Here is a 23722-nt window from a genome sequence, read left to right as displayed (position 1 = left end):
CGCGATTGTCGTCGAGATACGCAGTTGGACAGGCGATCACCAGGCTATGAGGGATTTTCGCTCTCGGGCGATGTTTGCGTCATCGCCTGGTGATCAATGGTCCAGATCAGGCAATTCGTAACGTGACGTCGCTCAGGACGGGGGCGTCGTTGCGTTCGACCACGGTGACGGTCGCGATGAGGTCGTTGCCCTCGCGCCAAACCTTGGTGCGCAGGGTTTCGCCGGGGTACAGGACGCCCGCGAACTTGGCGCGGAACCCGGCGACGCGGGTGGTGTCGCCGGCGAGTAATGCGTCGGTCAGGGCTTTGGCGACGATTCCGTAGGTGCACAGGCCGTGCAGGATCGGGGCGGGAAAGCCTGCGGCCTTGGCGAATTCGGGGTCGGAGTGCAGGGGGTTGCGGTCGCCGCACAGGCGGTACAGCAGGGCTTGTTGGGGCAGGGTCGGGGTGATGAGCTCGGCGTCGGGTGCGCGGTCGGGGAGTTGCGTTTTGGTGCTGGGGCCGCGCTCGCCGCCGAAACCGCCCTCACCGCGCGCGAAGATCGATGAGCGCGCCGTCCACAGCGGCTCGCCGTCGGAACCGACGACCGTGAACTCCTGGACGATCACCGCCGCCGAGCCTTTGTCCGAGAGTTCGGTGATCCTGCCGGTGCTGGATGCTTTGCCGCTGGCGGGGATCGGCTTGTGGACAATCACTTCCTGGTGGCCGTGCACCACGTTCGCCAGGTCGATATCGATGCCGGGGAAGCTGACCTTGGGGGCCTCGGTTTCGCCGAGGGTCGGGGCGACCGTGGCGAAAGTCGGCAGGACCTGGGGGGTGCGGTCGTGGAGATACCGCAGCTCACCGGGGTCGGTGGACGCGGCTCCGGCGCCGAGACCGAGGTGGTAGAGCTGCACGTCGGACGGCGTCCAACTGAATTCGCGGCCGGGAAGTTCGGCGCCGAGTGCGACCTGTGGATCAATGGGCATGGATCGACTCCTGGGTGGATGAGGCCGGGCGCCGCGTCTGGGGCAGGGCTGGAAGTGGGGCGCTCGCGTCTGTGGTGATATCGAGAACCGCGAGATAGGTGAGGGTGACGGTCGGACTGATGCTCACGCACTCGCCTGCGCTGACTTCTTTGTCGCGATGTCCAGGACAGCCAGGTAGGCGAAGGTGATCGCGGGGCCGATGGTGGCGCCGGGGCCCGCGTAGGTGTGGCCCATGACCGGTGAGCTGGTGTTGCCTGCGGCGTACAGGCCTTCGATGATCGAATTGTCTTCGCGGAGAACGCGTGCGGCGGTGTCGGTGACCAGGCCGCCCTTGGTGCCGAGGTCGCCGGGCACCATTTTCGCCGCGTAGAACGGGCCCTGCTGCAGTTCGGCAAGGCACGGGTTCGGCTTGACGGTGGGGTCGCCGTAGTAGCGGTCGTAGTGGCTGTTGCCGCGGCCGAAGTCCTCGTCCTTGCCGGTGACGGCGAAGCCGTTGAAGCGCTCGACCGTGGTGGTCAGGTTCTCCGCGGGGACGCCGATGCGGTTGGCCAGTTCCTCGATGGTGTCGGCCTTGACGATGTAGTCGTTCTCCAGCCAGCGCGACGGAAAGCGTTGTCCCGGTTGCAGACCCGCGAAGATGTAGCGGTTGCGGTAGCGCTGGTCGAACACCAGCCAGGCGGGGATGTTCTCGCCGGGGCCCGCGCCCTGACCGTATTCGCCGCCGTACATCGTGTGCACCGCCTCGACGTAGGGTGCGGACTCGTTGCCGAACCGCTCGCCCCGGTCGTTGACCATGATGGTGCCGGGCAGGTTGCGCTCGGCCAGCGCGAACCACGGCTTGCCGCCCTTGAAAATCGTCGGACCCCACCAGGCGTCCTCCATGAACCCGACCGTCGCACCCGCTGCCATGCCCGCGGTGATGCCGTCACCGGTGTTGGCCGCCGCGCCGGTGGTCCATTCCGTGCCGATCGGCTGACGCTGGTACTTGGCGCGCATATCGGCGTTGTGTTCAAAACCGCCGCTACCCAATACAACTCCGTAGCGCGCGGCGAAAGTCACCGGCTTGCCGTCGCTGATCGCCTCGACTCCGGTGACTCGCCCGTCGGTGACCACCAGGTCGGTGAGCGCGGTGTTGAGCAGCACCGGCACGCCCGCGTCGAGCAGCCCCTTGCGCATCGCGGCGATGATGGCCTGACCCATGCCGAGCAGGTGCTTGCCGGTGGCCTTGGCCCAGTAGGTGCGCGCGCCGACTCGCAGTGCTCGCATCATCCCCTTGGGATGACGACGAATCAGGTTGAGCCGCACGAAGTCTGCCTGCGTCACCACAACGTTGAGCGGAGCTTTCGCGTAGGGCGGTTCGAGGTTCACCAGTTCCGCGCCGAGCACCTTCGCGTTGAAAGGCTTTGGTTCGCAGGATCTTCCGGTGCCGCGGCCGCCCGGCGCTTCGGGGTAGTAGTCGGAATAGCCTGGCACCCAGTTCATTTCGAGCGGGCTGTGATCGAGGACGAAGTCGAATGCCTCGGCGCCGCGATCGAGGTAGGTGTCGATCTTCTCGGCGGGCACCACGTCGCCGATGATGCTGTGCAGGTAGGTGCGCGCGTCCTCGCGGTCGTCGGGACGGCCCGACGCTCGCAGCGCCTTGTTGCCCGGAATCCAGACGCCGCCGCCCGAACGCGCCGTCGACCCGCCGTAGTGCGCGGTCTTTTCCAGCACCACCACGCTCAGCCCCTTGTGGGCCGCGGCGAGGGCGGCGGTCATTCCCGCCGCGCCGCTGCCGACGACCACGACATCATATTCCCGATCACTCATGTAGAACACGTTACAGAAAATGCACCGTTTTGCGCTATGTTGTCTGGACGAAGGGCTGATATTCGTGTCGGCAACCCGTTACAGTTTTGATGTCCGGCCGACGCAGATCGGCAGATATTTCCCTAGGAGGTCCGCGTGCTGTCCGACGCGCTGCGTTCCGAGCTCGCCGATGAACTGGCTCGCGCCGAAACCGACCGCGTGGCCGTCGGCCCGCTGGTCGAGCGGTATCCGGGGATCGACGTGGTCGATGCCTACGAGATCCAGTTGCTCAACATCCAGCGCCGACTACGGTCCGGCGCGAAGGTCGTCGGGCACAAGGTGGGGCTGTCGTCGCTGGCCATGCAGCAGATGATGGGCGTCGACGAGCCCGACTACGGTCATCTGCTCGCCGACATGGAGGTTTTCGAGGACGTCCCCGTCGACACCTCGCGCTTCCTGCTGCCCCGCGTGGAGGTCGAGGTCGGGTTCGTGCTCGGCGAAGACCTGCCGGGCGAAGATTGCACCGAGGCCGACGTTCTCGCCGCGACGGTCGCCTACGCGCCCGCGATCGAGCTCATCGACTCGCGCATCACCGACTGGAAGATCGGCCTGGCCGACACCATCTCAGACAACGCGTCCTCGGCCGGTTGGGTGCTCGGCAAGCAGCGCATCGCCCCCGGTGACATCGACATCACCGCCATCGACGCCGTACTCACCCGCAACGGTGAAGTCGTCGCCGAGGGCCGCAGCGACGCGGTGCTCGGTGACCCGTTGATCGCGGTCGCCTGGCTCGCCCGCAAAGTCGCCGGTTTCGGCGTGCGACTCAAGGCCGGTGACATCGTGTTGCCCGGCTCCTGCACTCGCGCTATCGACGCCCGACCGGGCGACGCCTTCCTCGCCGAGTTCACCGGACTCGGTTCCGTCCGCCTCGACTTCGCCTAGCCCACCGCGCACGGACGTGGACCGCGATTCGGTTGGCTCCGTGCATCTTTCACCCGATCCGTTCCTCTCGCCGGCCAAACGCCGGCCGCCCCTAGGAGGCCAACCGTGTCCAACGGGAACGTCACCGCCGCGATCGTCGGATCCGGCAATATCAGTACCGACCTGCTGTACAAACTGCTGCGGTCGGAGTCGATCGAGCCGCGTTGGATGATCGGCATCGACCCCGACAGCGAAGGGTTGAAGCGGGCGCGCGGGCTCGGGTTGGAAACCTCCGCCGAGGGCGTGGACTGGCTGCTGTCGCAGGATGTCAAGCCGGACATGGTCTTCGAGGCTACGTCAGCCTACGTCCACCGCGCCGCCGGCCCGCGTTATGCCGAACTCGGTATCCGCGCAGTGGATCTCACGCCCGCGGCGGTCGGTCCTGCGGTCGTTCCGCCGGTCAACCTGGCCTCGCTGCTGGACGCACCGAACGTCAACATGATCACCTGCGGCGGCCAGGCCACGATCCCGATCGTGGCCGCGGTCTCCCGCGTCGTGCCGGTCGCCTACGCCGAGATCGTCGCGTCGGTGTCCTCGGTCTCGGCAGGGCCGGGCACCCGCGCGAATATCGACGAGTTCACCAAGACCACCAGCCGTGGCGTGGAAACCATCGGCGGGGCCCAGCGCGGCAAGGCGATCATCATCCTGAACCCCGCGGAACCGCCGATGATCATGCGCGACACCATCTTCTGCGCCATTCCCAACGACGCCGACCACGACGCGATCACCGCCTCCATCCACCAGATGGTCGCCGACATCCAGCAGTACGTGCCCGGCTACCGACTGCTCAACGAACCCCAATTCGACCCGCCCTCAGTGGTTTCCGGCGGCATGGCGAAGGTGTCGGTGTTCGTCGAAGTCGAAGGTGCGGGCGATTTCCTGCCCCCGTACGCGGGCAACCTCGACATCATGACCGCCGCCGCGACCAAGGTCGGCGAAGTCATCGCCGGTCAGATCCTCTCGGCCCGGGTGTAAAGGAGCTTGTGAAACCATGGTCTATTCAACAGAACTCGACATCCGGATCACCGACACCTCGCTGCGTGACGGCTCCCACCACAAACGCCACCAGTTCACCACCACCGAAGTCCGCGACATCGTCGCCGCCCTCGACGGCGCGGGTGTGCCGGTCATCGAAGTCACCCACGGCGACGGCCTCGGCGGTTCCTCGTTCAACTACGGGTTCTCGAAAACCCCTGAGCAGGAACTGATCACGATCGCGGCCGAGACCGCGCGCAACGCCAAGATCGCGTTCCTCATGCTCCCCGGCGTCGGTGTCAAAGAAGACATCAAGATCTCCCAGGAGAACGGCGCCTCCATCTGCCGCATCGCCACCCACTGCACCGAAGCCGACGTCTCCATCCAGCACTTCGGCTACGCCCGCGATCTCGGCCTGGAAACCGTTGGCTTCCTGATGATGTCGCACACTCAGCAGCCGGAATTCCTCGCCAAGCAGGCGCGCATCATGGCGGACGCGGGCTGCCAGTGCGTCTACATCGTCGACTCCGCCGGAGCCCTTGTCCTGGAACAGGTTTCCGACCGCGTCGCCGCGGTAGTAGCCGAACTCGGCTCCGACGCCCAGGTGGGCTTCCACGGCCACGAGAACCTGGGCCTGGCCGTCGCCAACTCCGTCTACGCGGTCCGAGCCGGCGCCACCCAAATCGACGGCAGCACACGCCGTTTCGGTGCGGGTGCGGGCAACACCCCCGTCGAAGCCTTCGTCGGGGTCTCCGACAAACTCGGCATCAAAACCGGCGTCGACTTCTTCGCCATCGCCGATGCCGCCGAAGACGTGGTCCGCCCGGCCATGCCCCAGGAATGCCTGCTCGACCGCCAATCCCTGATGATGGGCTACGCGGGCGTGTACTCCAGCTTCCTCAAGCACGCCGAACGCCAAGCCGAACGTTACGGCGTCTCAGCTGCGGAAATGCTGGTCCGAGCAGGCCAACGCAAACTCGTCGGCGGCCAGGAAGACCAACTCATCGACATCGCTCTGGAACTTCAACGCGAAGCGTCGGTCACCGCCTCTGCCTGACCTGAGCAGCCCGACGGCGTGGCCCGGAATTATTCGGGTCACGCTTTTCGCGTCGGCATGCTGCGACGCCGAAACCCTACCGCCGCGGGCCGAACCCCCTGGCGGCCCGTCCAGTAGGCATATTGGTCGGTTGATCACCAGACTCTCACGCAAACATCGGCCGAGAGGAAAAATCCCTCAGCGCCTGGTGATCACATGTCCAGCTGGGTGGCCCCTAGTCGGCGGGGATTTGCTCGATGGTGGGGCCCTTCGTGGAGAGGCCGCTGACCAGGAGGGCGTAGATGGCGACTATGAGGATGGGGGCGGCTAGGGGGGCCCAGATGAGTTCTATGGGGACCAGGGCGGCGGTGGCGGCGGCGATGGTGAACAGGACTGCGCCGCCTACTGAGGGGATGGTGGTGGGGACTACGCCTTCGGGGGCGTGCAGGACTGCGGCGTTGAGGAGGTAGGTGGTTGCTACCAGACCTGTTGCGGCTGCGGCTATTACGCCTACGTCGGAGAGCGCCAGGGCGGCGATGGTGGCCAGGACCGCGGCTACCGAGGCGGGGCGCCACCACCAGCTGGCGATGACGAAAGCCAGTGCTGCCAGGCCTGCGATCGGGTTGATCAGGGCGACGGCGGCTACCAGGAGTAGGCCCGCGAGTAGGGCTAGGAATCTTGTCATCGGCGGACCCGTACTGCTCGGCGGTGTTCGGGGAGCAGGCGCATGGCCTGGTCCAGGCGGGTGCCTTCGGGCCAGGCGATGATGTCGACGCCGACGGTGCCCATGTCGCGGTACATCGAGGCGCGTTCCAATTGCCACATTTTGGCCATGGTCGGGTCGAGGCCTTCTTCGAAGGGGGTGCCGCGCAGGACGTCGACCGCGACGACCACGTGGCCGCGTTTGCGCAGGTCGATCAGGGAAAGCGCGAACTGGGTGTCGAGCAGGGTGGAGAAGGCGACCACGATCGCGCCGATCGGGACGGCGGCGTGGGGGGCCAGGGTGCCGGTGGTTTCGACGTGTTCGTCGCCTACGCCCAGGACCGTGTCGACGATGCGGTAGAACTGGCGGCGGCCGATGTCGGGGCGTAGCCAGCGGGGGGATTCGCCGAGGCAGACCACGGCGGTGCGGTCGCCGGATTGCAGGGTGGACTGGACCACCTGGGCGGCGCCGCGCACCGACAGTTCCAACGAGGCGCTGGCGGGGCCAGGCGCCTGCAGGGACGTGTCGACCATGACGACCACGTCGGCGGAACGGTTGGTGAACCGTTGGGTGACGTAGAGCCTGCCGCGGCGTGCGCTGACCGGCCAGTTGACGGTGCGCAGTTGGTCGCCGGGGGCGTAGGCGCGGATGTCGGCGTATTCGACGCCGGGGCCGTGTCGGCGGGTGAGGTGGGTGCCGATGCGGTCGGGAAGTTCGGTGCGTGGCAAGCGCATTCGTTGCGGGTCGGCGATGGGGTACACGTAGAGCTTGGCCGCGGGTAGTTCCGCGGTGGCGACCGCGAGACCCGCGGGGCTGAGCGCGGAGACCTTGACCTGCACCGGATAACGTCCCCAGCGGGTGGCCGAGAGGCTGAGCTCCATGCCCGCGGGCGCGCCGCCGGAATCGTGGGCTTCGTCGACCGCGAGTTCCAGGCCGTCCATCGGCACGGCCGTCATGCGCAGCAGGGCGTGGCCGCTTTCGACGAAAGCCGCTGCGTTGCAACTGATTTGCTCGTTCTCGAAACAGCGCACGGTGCCGCTGCCGTCGACCTGGATTCGGGTCGGGGCCTGCTGCCACGGTGCGGTGGCGAGCACGCCGAGCATGGGGGCGGCGAACACCACCAGTTGCCACTGACCCAACAGCACCGCGACGACCAGGGCCGTCGCGGCGCAACCGGCCAGGATGAACACCAGCGGGGCGGGTCGCCACCGCAGGTCTACCTCGACCGTTCTCGATTCGTCCCGATGTTTCATGTGCTCGTGGCGCGAGGTACCGGTAGCCGGCGCAGCAGTTCGGTGATGACGTCCTCACCGCGGATGCGGCGCACCCACATCTCGGGACGCAACGTGATGCGGTGCGCCATCGCCGCTACCGCAAGGGCTTTCACGTCTTCGGGGATGACGTAGTCGCGGCCCAGCAGCAGTGCCCTGGCCCGTGACATCTGGACCAGGTCGAGTTCGGCGCGCGGGCTGGCACCCACCTCCACCTGGGGGTGGCTGCGGGTGGCCGAGGCCAGCGCGACGACGTAGCTGACCACGTCGGGGTGCACGGTCACGAACTCGACCGACTGCCGCATTTCCATCAGGCCCTGCGCGTCGACCACCTGGCCGACTTGTGGTGCGGTGGAACCACGTTCGAGCCTGCGCCGGATCATCTGCGTCTCGTCGGCCTCGGACAGGTAGCCAAGACGCAGCTGGATGGCGAAGCGGTCGAGTTGGGCCTCGGGCAGCGGATAGGTGCCCTCGTACTCGATCGGGTTGTCGGTGGCCAGCACCACGAAAGGCTGTGGGAGCAGGAAGGTTTCGCCGTCGATGCTCACCTGGCCCTCGGCCATCGCCTCGAGCAGGGCCGCCTGGGTCTTGGGTGGGGTGCGGTTGATCTCGTCGGCCAGCAGCACGTTGGTGAACACGGGGCCGCGGCGGAAGTTGAACCGGCCCGACGCCATGTCGTAGATGGTGGAGCCGAGCAGGTCGGCGGGCAACAGGTCGGGCGTGAACTGCACGCGGGTGAAATCGAGTCCGAGCGCGGCCGCGAAAGACCTTGCTATCAGTGTCTTTCCGAGGCCCGGCAGGTCCTCGATGAGTACGTGTCCTCCAGCCAGCACAGCGATCATGATGAGTTGCATCTCATCTCGCTTGCCGACCACGACTCGGCCCAGCTCACGCAGGACGGCGTCGGAGCGCTGGACGGTCACGTTCAACGGCATGGTCATCGGTGGCCTCTAACCCCTCACATCGTCTGCAAACGGCGCAGGATCTCGTCCAGCGCCTCTCTACCCGGTGCGCGACCGGTTTGATCGCGCAGTGCGGAGTTCGCGGGGTCGACCCAACGCCACAGTTCGGGACCGAACTGCAGCTGACCGGCTACCTCGGTAGCCCGCCGATTCTTGGAAACCCTTAAGCCAGTGGACAATTCGAACTCCTTGGCCAACAGGGGCCGCAGGTGGCGGTCCCAGTCGGCGCGGGTGCCGTCGGCGCGCGCGGTGAGCATCTCGGCACGCGCGTGCCAGCGACCCAGCATCTCGGCCGGTCCGTTGTCGATGTATTCGGTGAGCGGTTCCTCGCGGATCACGCGGTGGCGCAGCGACCAGACCAGCATCGCCAGCGCCACGGCCACCGGCAAGGCGACGGCCAGCAGAACCGAGTCGCGGTCCAGGCGCACCAGCGCCACCTCGATCACGGCGACCGCCAACACGGCCGTGACGATCACTGAAGTTCTACTCATGCCGTCACCAGCCTGCGCTGCAGATCCGTGAGCACGATGCGCAGCAGTTGCTCCGCGCGCATGCGCTGCCATTCCAACATCGAGTGCGGGCTGAACCGCGCCTCCTCGAACAACGCGACCAGCTCACGAGCCGAAGCATCGTGCAGCACACCGCTTTCGAACGCGCGGGCCAGCACTTCCATCGGGGTGTCCGAGGCCAGCGGGCGGGCGACGCGGTCGCTGGACAGGCCGCGTTCCATGGCCACATAGCAGGCGATGATGGCGGTGCGCGGGTCCTGGCCGGGGGCGCTCATCGCGGCCAGGCCCATTTCGGCTGCGCGTGTGAGGGTGTCCACGTGATCGGCGGTCGGTGCGTCTTCGACGGGTGCGGCGGCGGTCGGTGCGCGACGCGCGGCTACCGCGACCACGACCAGGCCGACCAGGGCGACCGCGATCAGCGCGATGGCCAACACGGCCGCGATCAGCAGGGCGGTGCCCGCGAGTTCGGTGGGGCCGGTGGTGGGGTCGGGTGCGGGGCCGACCGGGGTGGGGACCGGGTCGGAGCCCTCGGTCACGGTCTCGACGGCGGTGCGCTGCGAACGGGCACCGGGCAGCAGGAACAGGGCGGTGACGCCGCCGGCGAAGATCAGCGCGGCCGACGCGACCGCGACGGGCACCAGGATGGCCAGCCTGCGCCACTGGATGCGCGGCAGGGATTCGCGTTCGGCTTCGGGCATGGCCAGCGGCAGACGGTGTTGGCTGGCGATCACGCCCGCGACCAGGATGACGATCGACACCAGCAGCAATACCGGCATCACAGCGACCAGCAGCGGAGACGGGACGCCGGTCGAAGACGGGTCGGCGCCGGGAAGTGTGCCCTGCAACGCGATCGTCGCGCCCACGACCAGTGCGATCACGACCATCGCCCGCGTTATGGGCTGATTCACCCCGATCACAGCTGTACCACCAAACCCCAGAGACTGCACCAAACAGCCACATAGTTACATGCCGGGCAGTCCGCTCGTAAGGAAATCGATACTTTTGGATTCAGTCACTATCGATTGTCCCCCTGGGAGCAAGGGCTTGTTACGCAGGGCGAACAGTCGCCGCGCCGGTTAATGGCAACTCACCGAGGCGGCTGGCGGTGCGTGCGAGGTCGGGAATCGCCGGGACGCCCGCGGTCAGTTCCGGTGCGGGTTCTGGGGCGTGGATGGTGAGTGCGAGGTCGGCGTCGTAGAGGACGTCGATGAGGTTCACCAGGCGCATGGACCAGTCGGGTGGGACTTCGCGCAGCGGGGGGACGTTGCGCAGGGTCCAGTGGTGGTAGCGCTGGGTGAGGTGGAGGTAGTCGGCGGCGCTGGTGGCGACGGCGCAGAGGTGGTGGAAGTCGACGGTGATCGTCGTGTCGGCGGTGTGGGCGCGGATGGTTCTGCCGTTGCCCAGGTCGACGGGGTCTGCTTTTGCGGGGTGGTCTGCGGGGGTGAGCACGTAACGGCCCGCCAGAAAGCCGGTGTCGCGGGCGGGGGTGCGCGTGCGGTAGTCCACCGGGCCGTCGAGGGTGACGACTTCGAGGTTCGCCAGGATCTGGGCGATGGTCGGCAGGAAGTGGTCGTGGAACAGCGGGTTGGGCAGCAGGTCCTGCGGGCGGTAGTTCGAGGTCACCACGAGGGTGCGGCGGCCGGTGAAGAAGGTGTCGAGCAGGCGGGCGATGAGCATGGCGTCGCCGATATCGGTGACGTGGAACTCGTCGAAACAGACCAGCTCGGCGTCACCGAGCAGTTCGTCGATGGCACGTTCGATGGAGCCGAGAGTGTGGGTTGCCGTGTGCAGGGCCGCGAAGAAGGAGTGAAAGTGGAAGCGGCGCTTGCGTTGTGTCGCGGCATCGGCGAAGAACCGATCCATCACCATGGTCTTGCCACGACCCGGCCGCCCGTGCAGGTAGATGCCGGATCGCCGCGTGCGGGAGTGGCCGATGCGATCAGCCCACCCGCGACGATGCCCGCTCTCGAACAGCTGCGCGAGAGCATTCGCGGCCGCTGTTTGCGCGGTGTCGAACACGACGACGTCGGGTCTCATCCGAACCTCCTAGACCCCTGACAGCTTTGCCGATGCACCCGCCCCGAGCCCAGACCCGCACGCGTGCAACGCATCACACGTCTATCACTGCTGCCAGCCGAATTCACTGTAGGGCCGAGGTGAGTCCAGGGCCGCGACGCCGAGAGCCGAGTACTCGATCAGCTCGTCCGGCAGCCTCGATAGCGGAAACCATTGCAGCTCATAGCATTTATCCGGCTCACGGTTGATCGGTTCGCCGGTCCATCGGTCGGCACGGAAGAACAGGCCGAGGCGGGCGTCGTGGGTGGGGGCTGTGACGTGTGCGACGTGGATCAGGCGTAGGGCTGTGGGGGCGATGTCGATGCCGACTTCCTCGGCGGCTTCTCGGGCGGCTGCGACTGTCGCGGACTCGCCGATCTCCAGTTTTCCCGAGGGGAGGTGCCAGTGGTTGTCGAACTCGTCGGTGCTGCGGCGCAGGCTCAGCAGGATTGTGTTGTCGCGCAGTAGGAGGAGGTGGACGTCGACGAGGTGGTGTGGGGGCACTGGTCGAGGGTACGAGGGCGCCGGATCCGTGGGGGATCCGGCGCCGGGGGGTTAGAGGGAGCGGCGGAAGGGGCCGGTTACTTCGTAGGTGATGCCGCCGGTGTCGGTGTTGGTGGGGCCGGTTTGGGAGGAGAAGTACATGCGGGTGCCGGTGGGGTTGAAGGCGACGCCTGCCAGTTCCGAATCGTCTTGGCCTACCACCTTGACGAAGGGGGCGACCACGTCATTGGGGGTGATCACGCAGATCTCCATGTCGCCGCCGTCCTCGGCGACGAACAGGTCGCCCACGTGCGGGTCGCCGGTGATGTTGTCCACGCCGGTGAGGGGTGCGTTGCCCGCGGTGTCGTTGTCGTAGACGGTGGCGAGCTGGTTGGTCGCGGCGTTGTAGGCCCAGACCTTGTCGTCGCCCTTGGTGGTGAAGTAGCAGATGTTGTTGCGGTAGTAGGCGCCTTCGCCACCGTTGAACAGGTACATGTTCTTGACCTGCTTGCGGCAGTCCTTGCCCTTGGGCTTCACATCGGCCCAGGTCAGCTCGGTGGTCAGCACCTCGAGCTTGCCCGCGGACAGGTTGCCCCAGGTGGTGGGGGTGTAGCGGTAGAAGCCGCCGTCCGACTCGTCCTCGGTGAGGTAGACGACCTTGCGGTCGGGGTCGAACGCCGCCGCTTCGTGGTTGAACACGCCCATCGCCTCGTGGCTCACCGCGGGCTTCACGCCCCACGGGTCGGTCTCCCAGCACAGGCCCTTCGGGTGCTCTTCACACGAGATCCAGGTGTTCCACGGCGAGGCGCCGCCCGCGCAGTTGTCGGTGGTGCCCGACAGGATCGAGTACGCGCCGGTGACGTTGCCCGCGCCGTCGAACTTCAGCGCGCTCACCCCGCCCGCGCCCTTGCCCAGTTCCGCGTTGGACACGTAGATCCAGCCGGCGCCGTCGGCGAAGCAGGCGCCGCCGTCGGGCGCGCCGTGCCACACGTGCTTGGTCCCGGCGACCACCTGGGCGGACCGCGCGACGATCCGGCTGGTGAAGCCCTTCGGCAGCATCAGCCCGTTGGCGTCGGCCGCCTGCAGGGGTCCGTACGGGCTGGGCCCGGCCTGCGCCGGGTAGGCCAGCGCTTCGCGTCCGAGCGTGAAGGTCAGCGCCACCGAACCGGCACCGACCACAGCCGCCTTCATGAATCCTCTTCGCAGCACAGCGTTTTCCTTCCCTCGACCCGCCTGTCATCGACAGGCAGTTCGACGGAGGCTAGGGGCCGAGGGGAACCATGCGATGACGGGCAGGCAGCCGTGCGTAGAACACGGACTACGCGGTGAGGACCAAACCTGATGTGGGAACACCGGTTCCGGCGGTCACGAGGATGCGTTCCAGTTCGTCGACCTGGTTGACCGAGGTGCCGCGGATCTGGCGGACGGCTTCGGCGATGCCGTTCATGCCGTGGATGTAGGCCTCACCCAGTTGGCCGCCGTGGGTGTTCAGCGGGAGGCGGCCGCCCAGTTCGATGGCGCCGTCGGCGATGAAGTTCTTGGCTTCGCCGCGGGGACAGAAGCCCAGTTCCTCGAGCTGCATGAGGACGAAGGGGGTGAAGTGGTCGTACAGGATGGCGGCTTGCATGTCGGCGGCGGTGAGGCCGCTGTGGGACCAGAGTTGGTTGCCGACCAGGCCCATTTCGGGCAGGCCGGTCATGGCGTCGCGGTAGTAGCTGGTCATCACGTATTGGTCGGTGGCGCTGCCCTGGGCGGCGGCGGCGATGATCGCGGGGCGTTGCGGGAGGTCGCGGGCGCGTTCGGCGCTGGTGACGACGATGGCTACGCCGCCGTCGGATTCTTGGCAGCAGTCCAGCAGGTGCAGGGGTTCGGCGATCCAACGTGAATCCTGATGCTGCTCAAGGGTTATCGGCTTGTCGTAGAAGAAGGCGTTGGGGTTGACGGCGGCGTGTTTGCGGTCGGCAACTGCCACCGCGCCGAAATCCGCGCTGGTGGCGCCGGTGACGTGCATGTAGCGGCGGGCGACCATGGCTACCTGGGCGGCGGGGGTGCCCAGGCCCTGGGGGTAGGCCCAGCCTGCGTCGATTCCCGAGGAGGTGGGGGCGGCAGCCAAGGCCGGGGAGAATTGGCCGAAGCGGGCGCCGGAGCGTTCGTTGAAGGCGCGGTAGGCGACCACTACATCGGCTACGCCGGTCGCTACTGCCATTGCGGCTTGTTGAACGGTTGCGCAGGCTGCGCCGCCGCCATAACCGATGTGGCTGAAGAACTTCAGGCTCGGGATGCCTACTGCTCTGGCAACCGCGGCCTGGGTATTGGTGTCCATGGTGAAGGTGGTGAGGCCGTCGACATCGTCGGGCGTGAGGCCCGCGTCTGCGAGGGCGGCGGCGACTGCTTCTGCGGCCAAACGTAATTCGCTGCGGCCGGAGTCCTTGGAGAAGTCGGTGGCGCCGATGCCGACGATGGCGGCGCGGCCGGAAAGGCCGGTGGGGGTGCTCATTTCGGCTCCGAATCAGGGATCTCGATGACTGCGGTGGCGGTGATGTGTTCGCCGAGGCTGTCTTTGCCGTGGATGTCGATGGTGATCTGGGGGCCGTCGATCTCGGTGACCGCGCCGTTCAGGGTCAGGGTGTCGCCTGCGTACAGCGGGACGCCCAGGCGCAGGGCGATGCGCTTGATCAGGGCGCGGGGGCCTGCCCAGTCGGTGACGTAACGCTGGACCAGGCCGGTGTCGGTGAGGATGTTGACGAAGATGTCGGTCGAGCCGCGTTCGATGGCTTTGTCGCGGTCGTGGTGGACGTCTTGGAAGTCTCGGGTGGCCATGGCCGTGCTGATCACGAAGGTGGGATCGGCGTGGATTGCCAACTCCGGCAGGGCTGTTCCCACCGTGAGGGTGGTGAGTTCGACGGTGGGGGTCACAGGGACGTCCTTTCCGGACGAGCAGGGCGGGTCGACGATGCGGTACTGCCGCGCGTGACGCAGCGATCGGCGGTCACGACACGGCCTGCCAGTACGGCAATACTGTTCCGTCGGCGAGTTGTTCGAAGGCGACGCGGACCGGCTGGTCGATGGCGACGGCGGCGGGGTCGAGGCCGCGTAGTTCGCCGAGCATTCGGACACCTTCGTCGAGTTCGACGAGGGCGACCACGAAGGGGAGGTCGCGGCCGGGGACCTTGGGGGCGTGGTGCACTACGAAGCTGAATACCGTGCCGGTGCCTGCTGCTACGAGGTAGTCGGTGGTGTCTGCTTTGTCCTGCCAGAGGGCGGGAATCGGCGGGTGGCGTAGTGAGCCGTCGGGGAGGCGTTGGATGCGTAGTTCACCGATTGCTGTTCCGGCCCAGAAGAATTCGGTATCGCGCGAGATCACCGGGCCGACTCGATCGGCTGCCGCTACCTCGGCGACGAACGAAGCGGACGAACCACGCTCAGGCGTTGCGGCCGTGCCAGGCGCGAACTTCAGTATGCGGAACAGCATTTCGGTGACGACCTCGTCGCCGACCGACCAGGTGGTGACGAAAGTCAGGAACCACCCGTCGCCGAGCCCGGTTCGCTTGGGCCCCTTGAATTCCGAGAGGTGACTGGTAACTGTCACCTCCTCCCCCGGCACGAGGTACCGGTGGTAAGTCTGTTCACAGTTGGTGCCGACGACAGACGTGTAGCCGGCCGCATCGAGCAGTTCGGTGGCCTGGCCGAGCGGGTCGTCAGCAGCACGAACACCGTTGAGCCCCACCATCGTCCACACCTGCGCCATAGCAGGTGGGGCGACAATGCCGGGATGCCCGGCAGCCCTCGCCGCCTCGGCATCGACATAGATCGGGTTGGAATCACCCAATGCCTCGACCCAGTTGTTGATCATCGGCTGGTTCACCGGGTCACGACCGGCTCGCGGTGCGGACTCCCCTGCCGCCGACAACTTCGTAAGCAGCGTTGGAATGTCCTCGGGCGTAATGGTTTCCGGCACGCGCCGCTCCTTGTTCATCGGGGGACGCGCGGCAGATCCAGGCCCGCGGTGGCGACCAGTTCGCGCATGATCTCGTTGACGCCACCACCGAAGGTGACGACCAGGTTCTGTTTGGTGCGGCGGTCCAGCCAGCCGAGCAGGTCGGCGGTGCCGGGGTCGGCGGGGTCGCCGTAGCGGCCGATGATCTCCTCGACGATGCGCCCGGCTTCCTGCAGGGATTCGGTGGAGAAGATCTTGGTGGCCGAGGCGTCGGCGATCACCGCGTTCTGGCCTGCCGTGGTGTCGGCGGCGGCGACCTGCCAGTTCAGTAACTCGTTGAGCCGCACCATGGTTCGCACGCGACCCAGCGCTCGACGCACCTCGGGTTCGCCGAGCAGGCCGTGCAAGGCGGACCAGTCGCGCAGGCGGTCGTAGAGCTGTTCGATCTTGCCCGACGGGCCCAGGCTCACGCGTTCGTGGTTGAGCTGGGTGGTGATCAGGCGCCAGCCGCGGTTCTCCTCGCCGACCAGCATTTCCGCGGGCACACGGACGTCGTCGAAGTAGGTGGCGTTGGTGTGGTGGGCGCCGTCGCAGGTGATGATCGGCGTCCAGGAGTAGCCGGGGTCCTTGGTGTCCACGATCAGGATGGTGATGCCACGGTGGCGGGATTCGACCGAGCCGGTACGGCAGGCCGTCCACACGTAGTCGGCCTCGTGGGCGCCGGTGGTGAAGATCTTCTGGCCGTTGACAATCCAGTCGCCGCTGTCGTCGCGCACCGCGCTGGTGCGCAGCGCGGCGAGGTCGGTGCCCGCCGAAGGCTCGGAGTAGCCGATAGCGAAATGGATGTCGCCGGAAAGGATTCCGGGGAGGAACTTCTTCTTCTGTTCGTCGGTGCCGTACTTCTGCAGTGTCGGGCCGACGGTGAGCAACGTGACCAGCGGCAGCGGAATGTCCGCTCGCACAGCCTCGTTGAAGAAGATCTGCTGTTCCATCGGGCCGAAACCTTGACCGCCGAACTCCTTGGGCCAGCCCACACCGAGCCAGCCGTCGCGGCCCATCCGGCGCACCACCTCGCGGTAGGTGTCACCGTGCCGGTCCACGGCCATGTCCACGGCTTCGGCAGGGGTGATGAGATCGGCGAAATAGGAACGCAATTCCTCGCGCAACCGCCGCTGTTCGGCGGTCAGATCGATGAACATCTTGCTCCCAGAAGGTCGAGCCGCAGCCCCGCGCCGCCCAGCAGCCGGGCGAGGTCTTTGGCCTGTGAGTAGTAGCGGTGCATCGGGTGGGCGATGTCCACACCGAGGCCACCGTGCAGGTGGTGGCATTTCTGCATGGCGCGCGGAACCTCCGCGGCGGCCCAGTAGGCGAGCACGTCGAGGTCCTCGTCGATGCGGTCCTGGTGTTCGGGCGACGAATCCGCTTGCGCCAGCGCCCAACACGCCGACTCCGCGGCCACGTGCAGGGTGCGCGAGACCACATACAGGTCGGCGATCTGCTGGGCCACGGCCTGGAATTCCGCCAGCGGCCTGCCGAACTGTTCCCTGGTGCGCACGTGCTCGGCGGTGAGCGTGATCGCGCCCTTGAGCAGGCCGTCGGCGACCGCGCCGATGCAGGCCAGGGCGTGGCGGTGCAGGGCAGGCAACGCGTCGGGCAGCAGTTGGTCGGCGGGGATCTCCACGTCGTCGAGGATCAGCGTGGCCTCCGGGATACCCGCCGAACCCGTTACCGGCAGGATCTCGAGACCGGGTGCGACCGAATCGACCAGTGCCACACCGGCATCGGTGGGCACCAGAATCCAGCGTGCTTCCGACGCGTAGAGCACGCCGGGCTTGCGGCCGGTGATCCGCACCGTGTCGCCGTCACGTACCGCCTTGGTCGTGGGCGCGGTGGTGAACGGGGCGCCCGGTTCGTTGAGCGCGGCGGTGAGCACGATGCCCTTGCCGACCTCGGCCAGCACGCGTTCGGCCAGTTCGTCCGACAGCACCCCCAGCAGGGGCAGCACGCCGAACCCGAAGGTCGGCAGGGCCGGGACCGCGGCGGCATCGGTGGCCAGCTCCATGAGCAGCGCCGACACCTCGAGCAGTCCCATGCCGTCGCCGCCGAACCGCTCGGGCACCGGCACCGCCAACAACCCGGAGTCGATCAAACTCGGCCACAGGGCCATATCTCGGGCCGACTCACGTTCGAGCAGGCTCACCACTACCTCGGCTACGGCGTCGGCACTTTCGTCGCGGGTGAAATCCACGGCGTCCTCCCTCATCGAGCTAACTGTCCGCATCGCGCGGCAGGCCGAGAATCCGTTCGGCGGCCACGGTCAACAGAATCTGCTCGGTACCGCCCGCGATCGAGAGACACCGTGTGAGCAGGAATTCTTTCAGAGCATCGCTGTCCAGGGCACCTTCTTCGCCCGTGAGCTCCAACGCGTACTCCGCCAGGTCCTGCCGATGCCGGACGCCGACCAGTTTTCGCACGCCGGCTTGGGCACCCGCGTCGGTTCCGGCCATTGTCGCCACCGCGATCCGCTGTTCCAGCAATGATCCAGCAATCGATGACGTGATCAGTGCGCCGAAACGGTCCTCACGCAGTTCTGTTCCCCATCCGCCGACCGGGAAACGGTCCAGCAGCGCTTCGAGCGCGCCGCCGATCCCGCCGCCGCCCATGGCGACCCGTTCGGCCGACAGGGTGGTCCGCGCGATCTTCCAGCCGTTGTTCAACGCGCCGACCAGGCAGTCGTCGGGCACGAACACGTCGTCGAGGAAGACCTCGCTGAACCGGTCCTCGCCGGTGATCTGGATCAGCGGCCGCACCTGCACACCGGCGGCGCGCATGTCGACCAGGAAGTAGCTGATGCCGCGATGCTTGGCCGCGGACGGATCGGTGCGGGCCAGGCAGATGCCCCAGTTCGCGGTCGAACCGAGCGAGGTCCAGACCTTCTGGCCGCGCAGTACCCAGCCGCCATCGACTCTGTCGGCGGTGGTGCGCAGGGCGGCCAGGTCGGAGCCGGCGCCGGGTTCGCTGAACAGCTGGCACCAGATGACGTCGCCGTGCAGGGTCGGGCGGACGAAGCGGTCGATCTGTTCCTCGGTACCGAAGCGCAGCAGGGTCGGCACCGCCCAGCCCGCGACGGCGAGGTCGGGGACGGTCAGGTCGGCGCGGCGCAGCTGTTCGGCGATCTGCAGGCAGGTCATCGGGTCGGCGGCGCGGCCGTAGGGCTGCGGCCAGTGCGGCATCACCAGGCCCGCCTCGACCAACGCGCGCGGCTGGTCGGCGGGGTCTAGGGCTGCGATCGCGGCGATTTCGGCGGCGAGCGCGGTGTCTACCGCGGCATCGCCGAGGACCCGTTCGGCACCGGTGGTGCGGCGCTGACCGGCCCTGGTGAGCTCGGCGACGCGGGCCCGCCAGCGGGCGGAGCCGCCGAGGAGTTGGCGCAGCGAGCTGGCTCGGCGCAGGTAGAAGTGCGCGTCGTGTTCCCACGTGAAGCCGATGCCGCCCAGTACCTGGATGGCGTCTTTGGCGTTGTCGACCGCGGCGTCGAGGGCGACCGAGGCTGCTACCGCGGCGGCGATGGGGAGTTCGGAACCGCCCTCGTCGACGGCTGCGGCGGCGTCGGCGGCGACCGCGCGGATCAACTCGGCGCGGCACAGCATCCAGGCGCACAGGTGCTTGATGGCTTGGAAACTGCCGATGGGCTTGCCGAATTGCTCACGGACGCGGGCATATTCGACGGCGGTGCGCAATGACCAGGCAGCCACGCCCGCTAGTTCGGCTACTGCGAGCGTCACGAAAAGGTCGGCGATATCGGCCGTTGGCGCGAAGCCGTGGGCTGCCGGAACCGCTACGTCGGTGGCGGTGACTCGGGCCAGCGGCACGGTGTGGTCGCCATGCTGCAGCGGTGTAATTGCCACTGCGGCAGGCGAAATCAACAGCCAGCGAACGCCGTCGATGGTGTTCGCGGGTACCAGCACCTGCGTCTGATCGTCGGCGCCGTACACGAAATCCCAAGTGCCGGTGACACTCCAGCCATCGTCGGTGGCCACCGCTTTCGCGGCCCGTTCGTCACCGGGCACGGCGACCGCACACGGTGTTCCGTCGACGACACCCTCGGTGATCAGCCCGGCCAGGGCCGTGGCCAGCACGGGCCCGCCGACCAGATCGTCGCCGGTCTGCTCGAGCATCACCGCCAGATCGGCGACGGTGCCGCCGAGCCCGCCATTGTCCTCCGGCACGGCGACGCCGAACAGTCCGAACTCGCCCAGCGCGGGCCAGTACTCACGCCAAGCGTGCGTACCGACCGCTCGCATTGTTTCAATCGGCGCGACCGAACTCGCCCAGCCCCGCAGCGACGCCGCGGCGGCTTTATGCTCGTCAGTGGTGGCGATGGTCACAAGAAGATCCGCCCTTCCGGCGTGGTTCCCACTCCTAGAACATGTTCTAATATCTGTGCCGGGTATAAGTCAAGAGACCTACACTCGCTGCACCGCTGCACCGCCGAAATTCCACAGACGCGAAAGGGTTTCCACGATGGACAGTCCCGCACCAACGCCCACCGTGACCACGCTGTCGGAGGAGGAGCTCAGTTCCAACGCGCAGCGCGACCGGCGCAAGCGCATCCTCGACGCGACCCTCGCGCTGGCCTCCAAGGGCGGCTACGACGCCGTGCAGATGCGGGCGGTCGCCGAGCGCGCCGATGTCGCCGTCGGCACCCTCTACCGGTACTTCCCGTCGAAGGTGCACCTGCTGGTTTCGGCGCTGGCCAGGGAATTCGAGATGTTCGAGGGCAAGCGCAAGCCGCTGCCCGGCGACGGCCCGTCGCAGCGGATGCACGGCCTGCTCACCCAGATCACCCGGATGATGCAGCGCGACCCGCTGCTCACCGAGGCCATGACGCGCGCGTTCATGTTCGCCGACGCCTCGGCTGCCGCGGAGGTGGATCGGGTCGGCAAGGTGATGGACCGGGTATTCGCGCGGGCCATGAGCGACGGCGAACCCGACGAACGTCAGCTGGCGATCGCGCGCGTGATCTCCGATGTGTGGCTGTCGAATCTGGTCGCGTGGCTGACTCGACGGGCCTCTGCGACCGATGTCACGGAACGACTCGAGCTCACCGTGGACCTGTTGCTGGGCGATCGCGGATAGCTGCGCAACCCGGCATTTCCGCTCGCTCGAACATCACAAATCGCCCATAGCTGTTGACACGCGTCGGCTGTGCGCCTTCCAGTAGGAAGATGCATAGCCGACGTCGCATATGCGAAACAGTGCATCTACCAGCCGCGCGGGCCTCACCTTGCCCGGCGGCCCCGACGCGAACGGCGCGTGGTGGCCGACCACGGCCGCGAGATTTGCCGTAAGGTCGCGAGCAAACGGCTCGGCGACGCACGCACAACCCGCCGCGCCGCTCGCGCGACAAAATTGACGCAGTATTGTTTTTCGCGCCCCCTGATCAACTCCTCCCATCACTAGGTTGGATGCGTGAGCGCACAGGAACTGCCCTTGGATGTCCGCCGTGCACTGGCGTCGGTGGCACGCGTGCCCCGGCTGCTGGTTGCCTCGGACTACGACGGGACGATCGCCCCGATCGTGTCCGACCCGGCCAAAGCCTTCCCCCAGCGGGAATCGGTGAGCGCACTACGCGCGCTGGCGGGGTTGGCCAACACCACCGCGGCGGTGATTTCCGGTCGGGCACTACGTGATCTGGCCGCGCTGTCGCGTCTGCCGGTCGAGGTGCAGCTGATCGGCAGTCACGGTTCGGAATTCGACGTGGGCTTCGTGCACGCGATCGACAACGACGCCAAACAGCTTCTCACCGAGATCAATTCGGCCTTCTCGACGATCGCCGCCGAGAACCCCGGCGTGACCGTGGAGATGAAGCCGGCCAGCGCCGCGTTGCATGTGCGCAACGCCAGCCCCGAGATCGGCAGGCGCGCACTGACTTCGGTGCGGCAGGGTCCGGCTCGTTGGGTCGGCGTGCAGGTGACCGAGGGCAAGGCGGTGATCGAACTGGCGGTGATCCCCACCGACAAGGGCACCGCGCTGGACACCATCCGTCATCAGGACAGTGCTTCCGCCGCAGTGTTTTTCGGCGACGACGTCACCGACGAGAAGGCGTTCCGGGTGCTGTCGGGCCCCGATGTCGGCATCAAGGTCGGCGAGGGCGACAGCATCGCCAAGCTGCACGTGGACTCCACCGAGGACGTCGCGCGGGCGCTGGCGTTCCTGGTCGAGGAGCGCCGCACGTGGCTGGCCGGGGCCAGCGCGCCGCGGATCGAACGGCTGAGCATGTTGGCAAGTCCGCGCTCGGTCGCGCTGCTGACCCCCGATGCCACGGTGACCTGGTTCTGCCATCCCGAACCGGATTCCGCGGCGGTGTTCGCGCATCTGCTGGGTGGTGCGGCGGCCGGGCACTTCACGGTGGCGCCGGAGCGGGCGAGTCTGCCGCTGTCGCAGCGGTATGTGGACGGCACGATGACGGTCGAAACACGATGGGCCAGTTTGCAAGTGGCCGACTATCTGCCGCACGACGTGGCGTCCGACCGCACCGATCTGACCCGCGTGATCACCGGTACCGCGAAGGCGGTGGTCACGTTCGCGCCGCAGCCGGAATTCGGGCAGGTGCCCGTGCGGATGGAAGCTGTGCGCAACGGTCTGATCGTCAGCGGCACCAATGATCCGATGGTGCTGCGTTCTCCCGGGGTGGAGTGGGAGATTCTGTCCGACGGGACCAATGAGCAGGCGCGCGCGGTGGTCGATCCGTCTGTCGCGCCGGTTGTGCTCGAATTGCGTTGCGGTACGGCCGATCTCGCACCGTCGATGACGCCGGAACCGCAGCGTCGTCAGCTCGCCGAGCAGTACTGGTCGCAGTGGGCGGCCGGGTTGCAGCTGCCGCCGCTCAAGCCCGATCTGATGAAGCGGTCGGCGCTGACCCTGCGCGGGCTGGTGCATCGCCCGTCGGGGTCGATCCTGGCCGCGGCGACCACCTCGCTGCCCGAGGACATCGGCGGCGTGCGCAACTGGGACTACCGCTACTGCTGGCTGCGCGACGCGTCGCTGACCGCGCAGGCGCTGGTGACGCTGGGCTCGCTGACCGAGGCCGAGGAGTTCCTCGACTGGGTGCACAAGGTCCTGGACACGCTGCCCGGACCGGAACGTCTGCACCCGCTGTACACGATCTACGGCGAGACCCTGCCGCCCGAAGCCGTGATCGACGCGCTGCCCGGTTACGCCGGATCGCGGCCGGTGCGCGTGGGCAACGCGGCCAATATGCAGGTGCAACTCGACGTGTTCGGGCCGATCGTCGACCTGATCACCTCGATGGCGCACGAGCGCGAGCGTCAGGGCATCACCTCCCCCGCCAAGGCACTGCCCGACGCCGACTGGGAACTGGTGCACGCGATGGTGTCGGCGGTGCAGCGCCGCTGGACCGAACCCGACCACGGCATCTGGGAGATCCGCGGCAACCCCCGCCACCACGTGTACTCGAAGGTGATGGGCTGGCTCACCATCGACCGCGCCCTGACCCTGGCCGAACGCTTCGACCGCCCCGCCGACCCCGACTGGGTGACCCTGCGCGAAACGATCGCCGACGAGGTGAAGGCGAAAGGCTGGAACGACGAGGTCCAGTCCTACACCGCCGCCTACGACGGCACCGACCTCGACGCCGCCACCCTGCACATCGGCCTCAGCGGCCTGATCGACCCCGCCGACCCCCGCTTCGCCGCGACCGTAGTGGCCACGGAAGCCGAATTGCGCAGCGGCGCAACGGTCTACCGCTACCACCACGACGACGGCCTGCCCGGCGGCGAAGGAGGCTTCCACCTCTGCGCAGCCTGGCTGGTCGAGGCCTACCTCCTGATCGGCCGCCGCTCCGACGCCGAAGCCCTGTTCGCCCAGTTGGTAGCAGCGGCCGGCCCCACCGGCCTCCTGAGCGAGGAATACGACCCCGTCGCAGAACGATCCCTGGGCAACCACCCCCAGGCCTACAGCCACCTCGGCCTACTCCGCTGCGCCCAGTTACTGAGCCAACCGGTCAACGCACTGGTCTGACCACCCCAGGAG

At 67.4% G+C, this 23722-nt stretch carries 21 protein-coding genes; 5 read left to right on the top strand and 16 right to left on the bottom strand.

Annotated elements, in window-relative coordinates:
- Window positions 1-106 precede the first annotated feature (106 nt).
- Window positions 107-967 (bottom strand): MaoC/PaaZ C-terminal domain-containing protein, encoded by an 861-nt coding sequence (locus ACFWVD_RS07155; RefSeq protein WP_379241117.1) that lies wholly within the window; start codon window positions 965-967, stop codon window positions 107-109.
- A gap of 123 nt (window positions 968-1090) precedes the next feature.
- Window positions 1091-2776, bottom strand: a complete 1686-nt coding sequence (gene kstD / locus ACFWVD_RS07150; protein ID WP_379241116.1) for a 3-oxosteroid 1-dehydrogenase — start codon at window positions 2774-2776, stop codon at window positions 1091-1093.
- Between the two features lie 135 nt (window positions 2777-2911).
- Between kstD and ACFWVD_RS07145 the strand changes: the two genes are divergently transcribed.
- From ACFWVD_RS07145 to dmpG, 3 genes are all read left to right on the top strand, one after another.
- Window positions 2912-3697, top strand: a complete 786-nt coding sequence (locus tag ACFWVD_RS07145; protein WP_379241114.1) for a 2-keto-4-pentenoate hydratase — start codon at window positions 2912-2914, stop codon at window positions 3695-3697.
- A 105-nt stretch (window positions 3698-3802) separates the two neighbouring features.
- A complete protein-coding gene (locus ACFWVD_RS07140; protein WP_379241112.1) occupies window positions 3803-4711 on the top strand; it encodes an acetaldehyde dehydrogenase (acetylating) in 909 nt (302 codons plus the stop codon).
- A gap of 16 nt (window positions 4712-4727) precedes the next feature.
- Window positions 4728-5768 carry a 4-hydroxy-2-oxovalerate aldolase gene (gene dmpG / locus ACFWVD_RS07135; protein WP_379241111.1) on the top strand — a complete coding sequence of 347 codons (1041 nt, stop codon included), beginning with the start codon at window positions 4728-4730 and terminating at the stop codon, window positions 5766-5768.
- A gap of 214 nt (window positions 5769-5982) precedes the next feature.
- Here dmpG and ACFWVD_RS07130 read toward each other — a convergent pair whose 3' ends face one another.
- The 14 genes from ACFWVD_RS07130 to ACFWVD_RS07065 form a co-directional block, all read right to left on the bottom strand.
- The gene (locus ACFWVD_RS07130; RefSeq protein ID WP_379241110.1) at window positions 5983-6432 is read right to left on the bottom strand and encodes a hypothetical protein; all 450 of its coding nucleotides are present in this window, start codon (window positions 6430-6432) and stop codon (window positions 5983-5985) included.
- A complete protein-coding gene (locus ACFWVD_RS07125) occupies window positions 6429-7703 on the bottom strand; it encodes a DUF58 domain-containing protein (protein WP_379241109.1) in 1275 nt (424 codons plus the stop codon). The genes ACFWVD_RS07130 and ACFWVD_RS07125 overlap by 4 nt, the downstream gene beginning before the upstream one ends.
- Window positions 7700-8662: an AAA family ATPase gene (locus tag ACFWVD_RS07120; protein WP_379241108.1), complete on the bottom strand. Its 963-nt coding sequence runs from the start codon at window positions 8660-8662 to the stop codon at window positions 7700-7702. Before ACFWVD_RS07120 ends, ACFWVD_RS07125 begins: the two co-directional genes overlap by 4 nt.
- A 17-nt stretch (window positions 8663-8679) precedes the next feature.
- Window positions 8680-9174, bottom strand: coding sequence for a hypothetical protein (locus ACFWVD_RS07115; RefSeq protein ID WP_379241107.1), 495 nt, complete (start codon window positions 9172-9174; stop codon window positions 8680-8682).
- Window positions 9171-10076, bottom strand: a complete 906-nt coding sequence (locus ACFWVD_RS07110; RefSeq protein ID WP_379241106.1) for a DUF4129 domain-containing protein — start codon at window positions 10074-10076, stop codon at window positions 9171-9173. The genes ACFWVD_RS07115 and ACFWVD_RS07110 overlap by 4 nt, the downstream gene beginning before the upstream one ends.
- A 163-nt stretch (window positions 10077-10239) precedes the next feature.
- Entirely contained in the window at window positions 10240-11229 is a 990-nt protein-coding gene (gene zapE / locus ACFWVD_RS07105; RefSeq protein ID WP_379241105.1) for a cell division protein ZapE, read from the bottom strand.
- A gap of 84 nt (window positions 11230-11313) precedes the next feature.
- Window positions 11314-11751: an NUDIX domain-containing protein gene (locus ACFWVD_RS07100; RefSeq protein ID WP_379241104.1), complete on the bottom strand. Its 438-nt coding sequence runs from the start codon at window positions 11749-11751 to the stop codon at window positions 11314-11316.
- 51 nt (window positions 11752-11802) lie between these two features.
- Window positions 11803-12921: an alkaline phosphatase PhoX gene (locus tag ACFWVD_RS07095; protein WP_379241103.1), complete on the bottom strand. Its 1119-nt coding sequence runs from the start codon at window positions 12919-12921 to the stop codon at window positions 11803-11805.
- A 127-nt stretch (window positions 12922-13048) separates the two neighbouring features.
- A complete protein-coding gene (locus tag ACFWVD_RS07090; protein WP_379241102.1) occupies window positions 13049-14227 on the bottom strand; it encodes a lipid-transfer protein in 1179 nt (392 codons plus the stop codon).
- On the bottom strand, window positions 14224-14646 hold the full coding sequence (locus tag ACFWVD_RS07085; RefSeq protein WP_379241101.1) for a MaoC family dehydratase: 423 nt from the start codon (window positions 14644-14646) through the stop codon (window positions 14224-14226). The genes ACFWVD_RS07090 and ACFWVD_RS07085 overlap by 4 nt, the downstream gene beginning before the upstream one ends.
- Before the next feature lie 73 nt (window positions 14647-14719).
- Window positions 14720-15688 (bottom strand): bifunctional MaoC family dehydratase N-terminal/OB-fold nucleic acid binding domain-containing protein, encoded by a 969-nt coding sequence (locus tag ACFWVD_RS07080; protein ID WP_379241100.1) that lies wholly within the window; start codon window positions 15686-15688, stop codon window positions 14720-14722.
- Between the two features lie 14 nt (window positions 15689-15702).
- Entirely contained in the window at window positions 15703-16866 is a 1164-nt protein-coding gene (locus tag ACFWVD_RS07075; RefSeq protein ID WP_379241099.1) for an acyl-CoA dehydrogenase family protein, read from the bottom strand.
- The gene (locus ACFWVD_RS07070; RefSeq protein ID WP_379241098.1) at window positions 16851-17930 is read right to left on the bottom strand and encodes an acyl-CoA dehydrogenase family protein; all 1080 of its coding nucleotides are present in this window, start codon (window positions 17928-17930) and stop codon (window positions 16851-16853) included. Before ACFWVD_RS07070 ends, ACFWVD_RS07075 begins: the two co-directional genes overlap by 16 nt.
- A 4-nt stretch (window positions 17931-17934) precedes the next feature.
- The gene (locus ACFWVD_RS07065) at window positions 17935-20055 is read right to left on the bottom strand and encodes an acyl-CoA dehydrogenase (protein ID WP_379241097.1); all 2121 of its coding nucleotides are present in this window, start codon (window positions 20053-20055) and stop codon (window positions 17935-17937) included.
- Window positions 20056-20191: 136 nt separating this feature from the next.
- Here ACFWVD_RS07065 and kstR point away from each other — a divergent pair, with 136 nt between their 5' ends.
- Together kstR and otsB are read left to right on the top strand one after the other, a co-directional pair.
- Window positions 20192-20806 carry a cholesterol catabolism transcriptional regulator KstR gene (kstR, locus tag ACFWVD_RS07060; RefSeq protein WP_379241096.1) on the top strand — a complete coding sequence of 205 codons (615 nt, stop codon included), beginning with the start codon at window positions 20192-20194 and terminating at the stop codon, window positions 20804-20806.
- Window positions 20807-21139: 333 nt separating this feature from the next.
- Window positions 21140-23710: a trehalose-phosphatase gene (otsB, locus tag ACFWVD_RS07055; protein WP_379241095.1), complete on the top strand. Its 2571-nt coding sequence runs from the start codon at window positions 21140-21142 to the stop codon at window positions 23708-23710.
- Window positions 23711-23722 lie beyond the last annotated feature (12 nt).

The sequence above is a fragment of the Nocardia sp. NPDC058666 genome (assembly GCF_042714895.1).
In the GTDB taxonomy this organism is placed as follows: Bacteria; Actinomycetota; Actinomycetes; order Mycobacteriales; family Mycobacteriaceae; genus Nocardia.
This window is presented reverse-complemented; position numbering and strand designations above follow the sequence as displayed.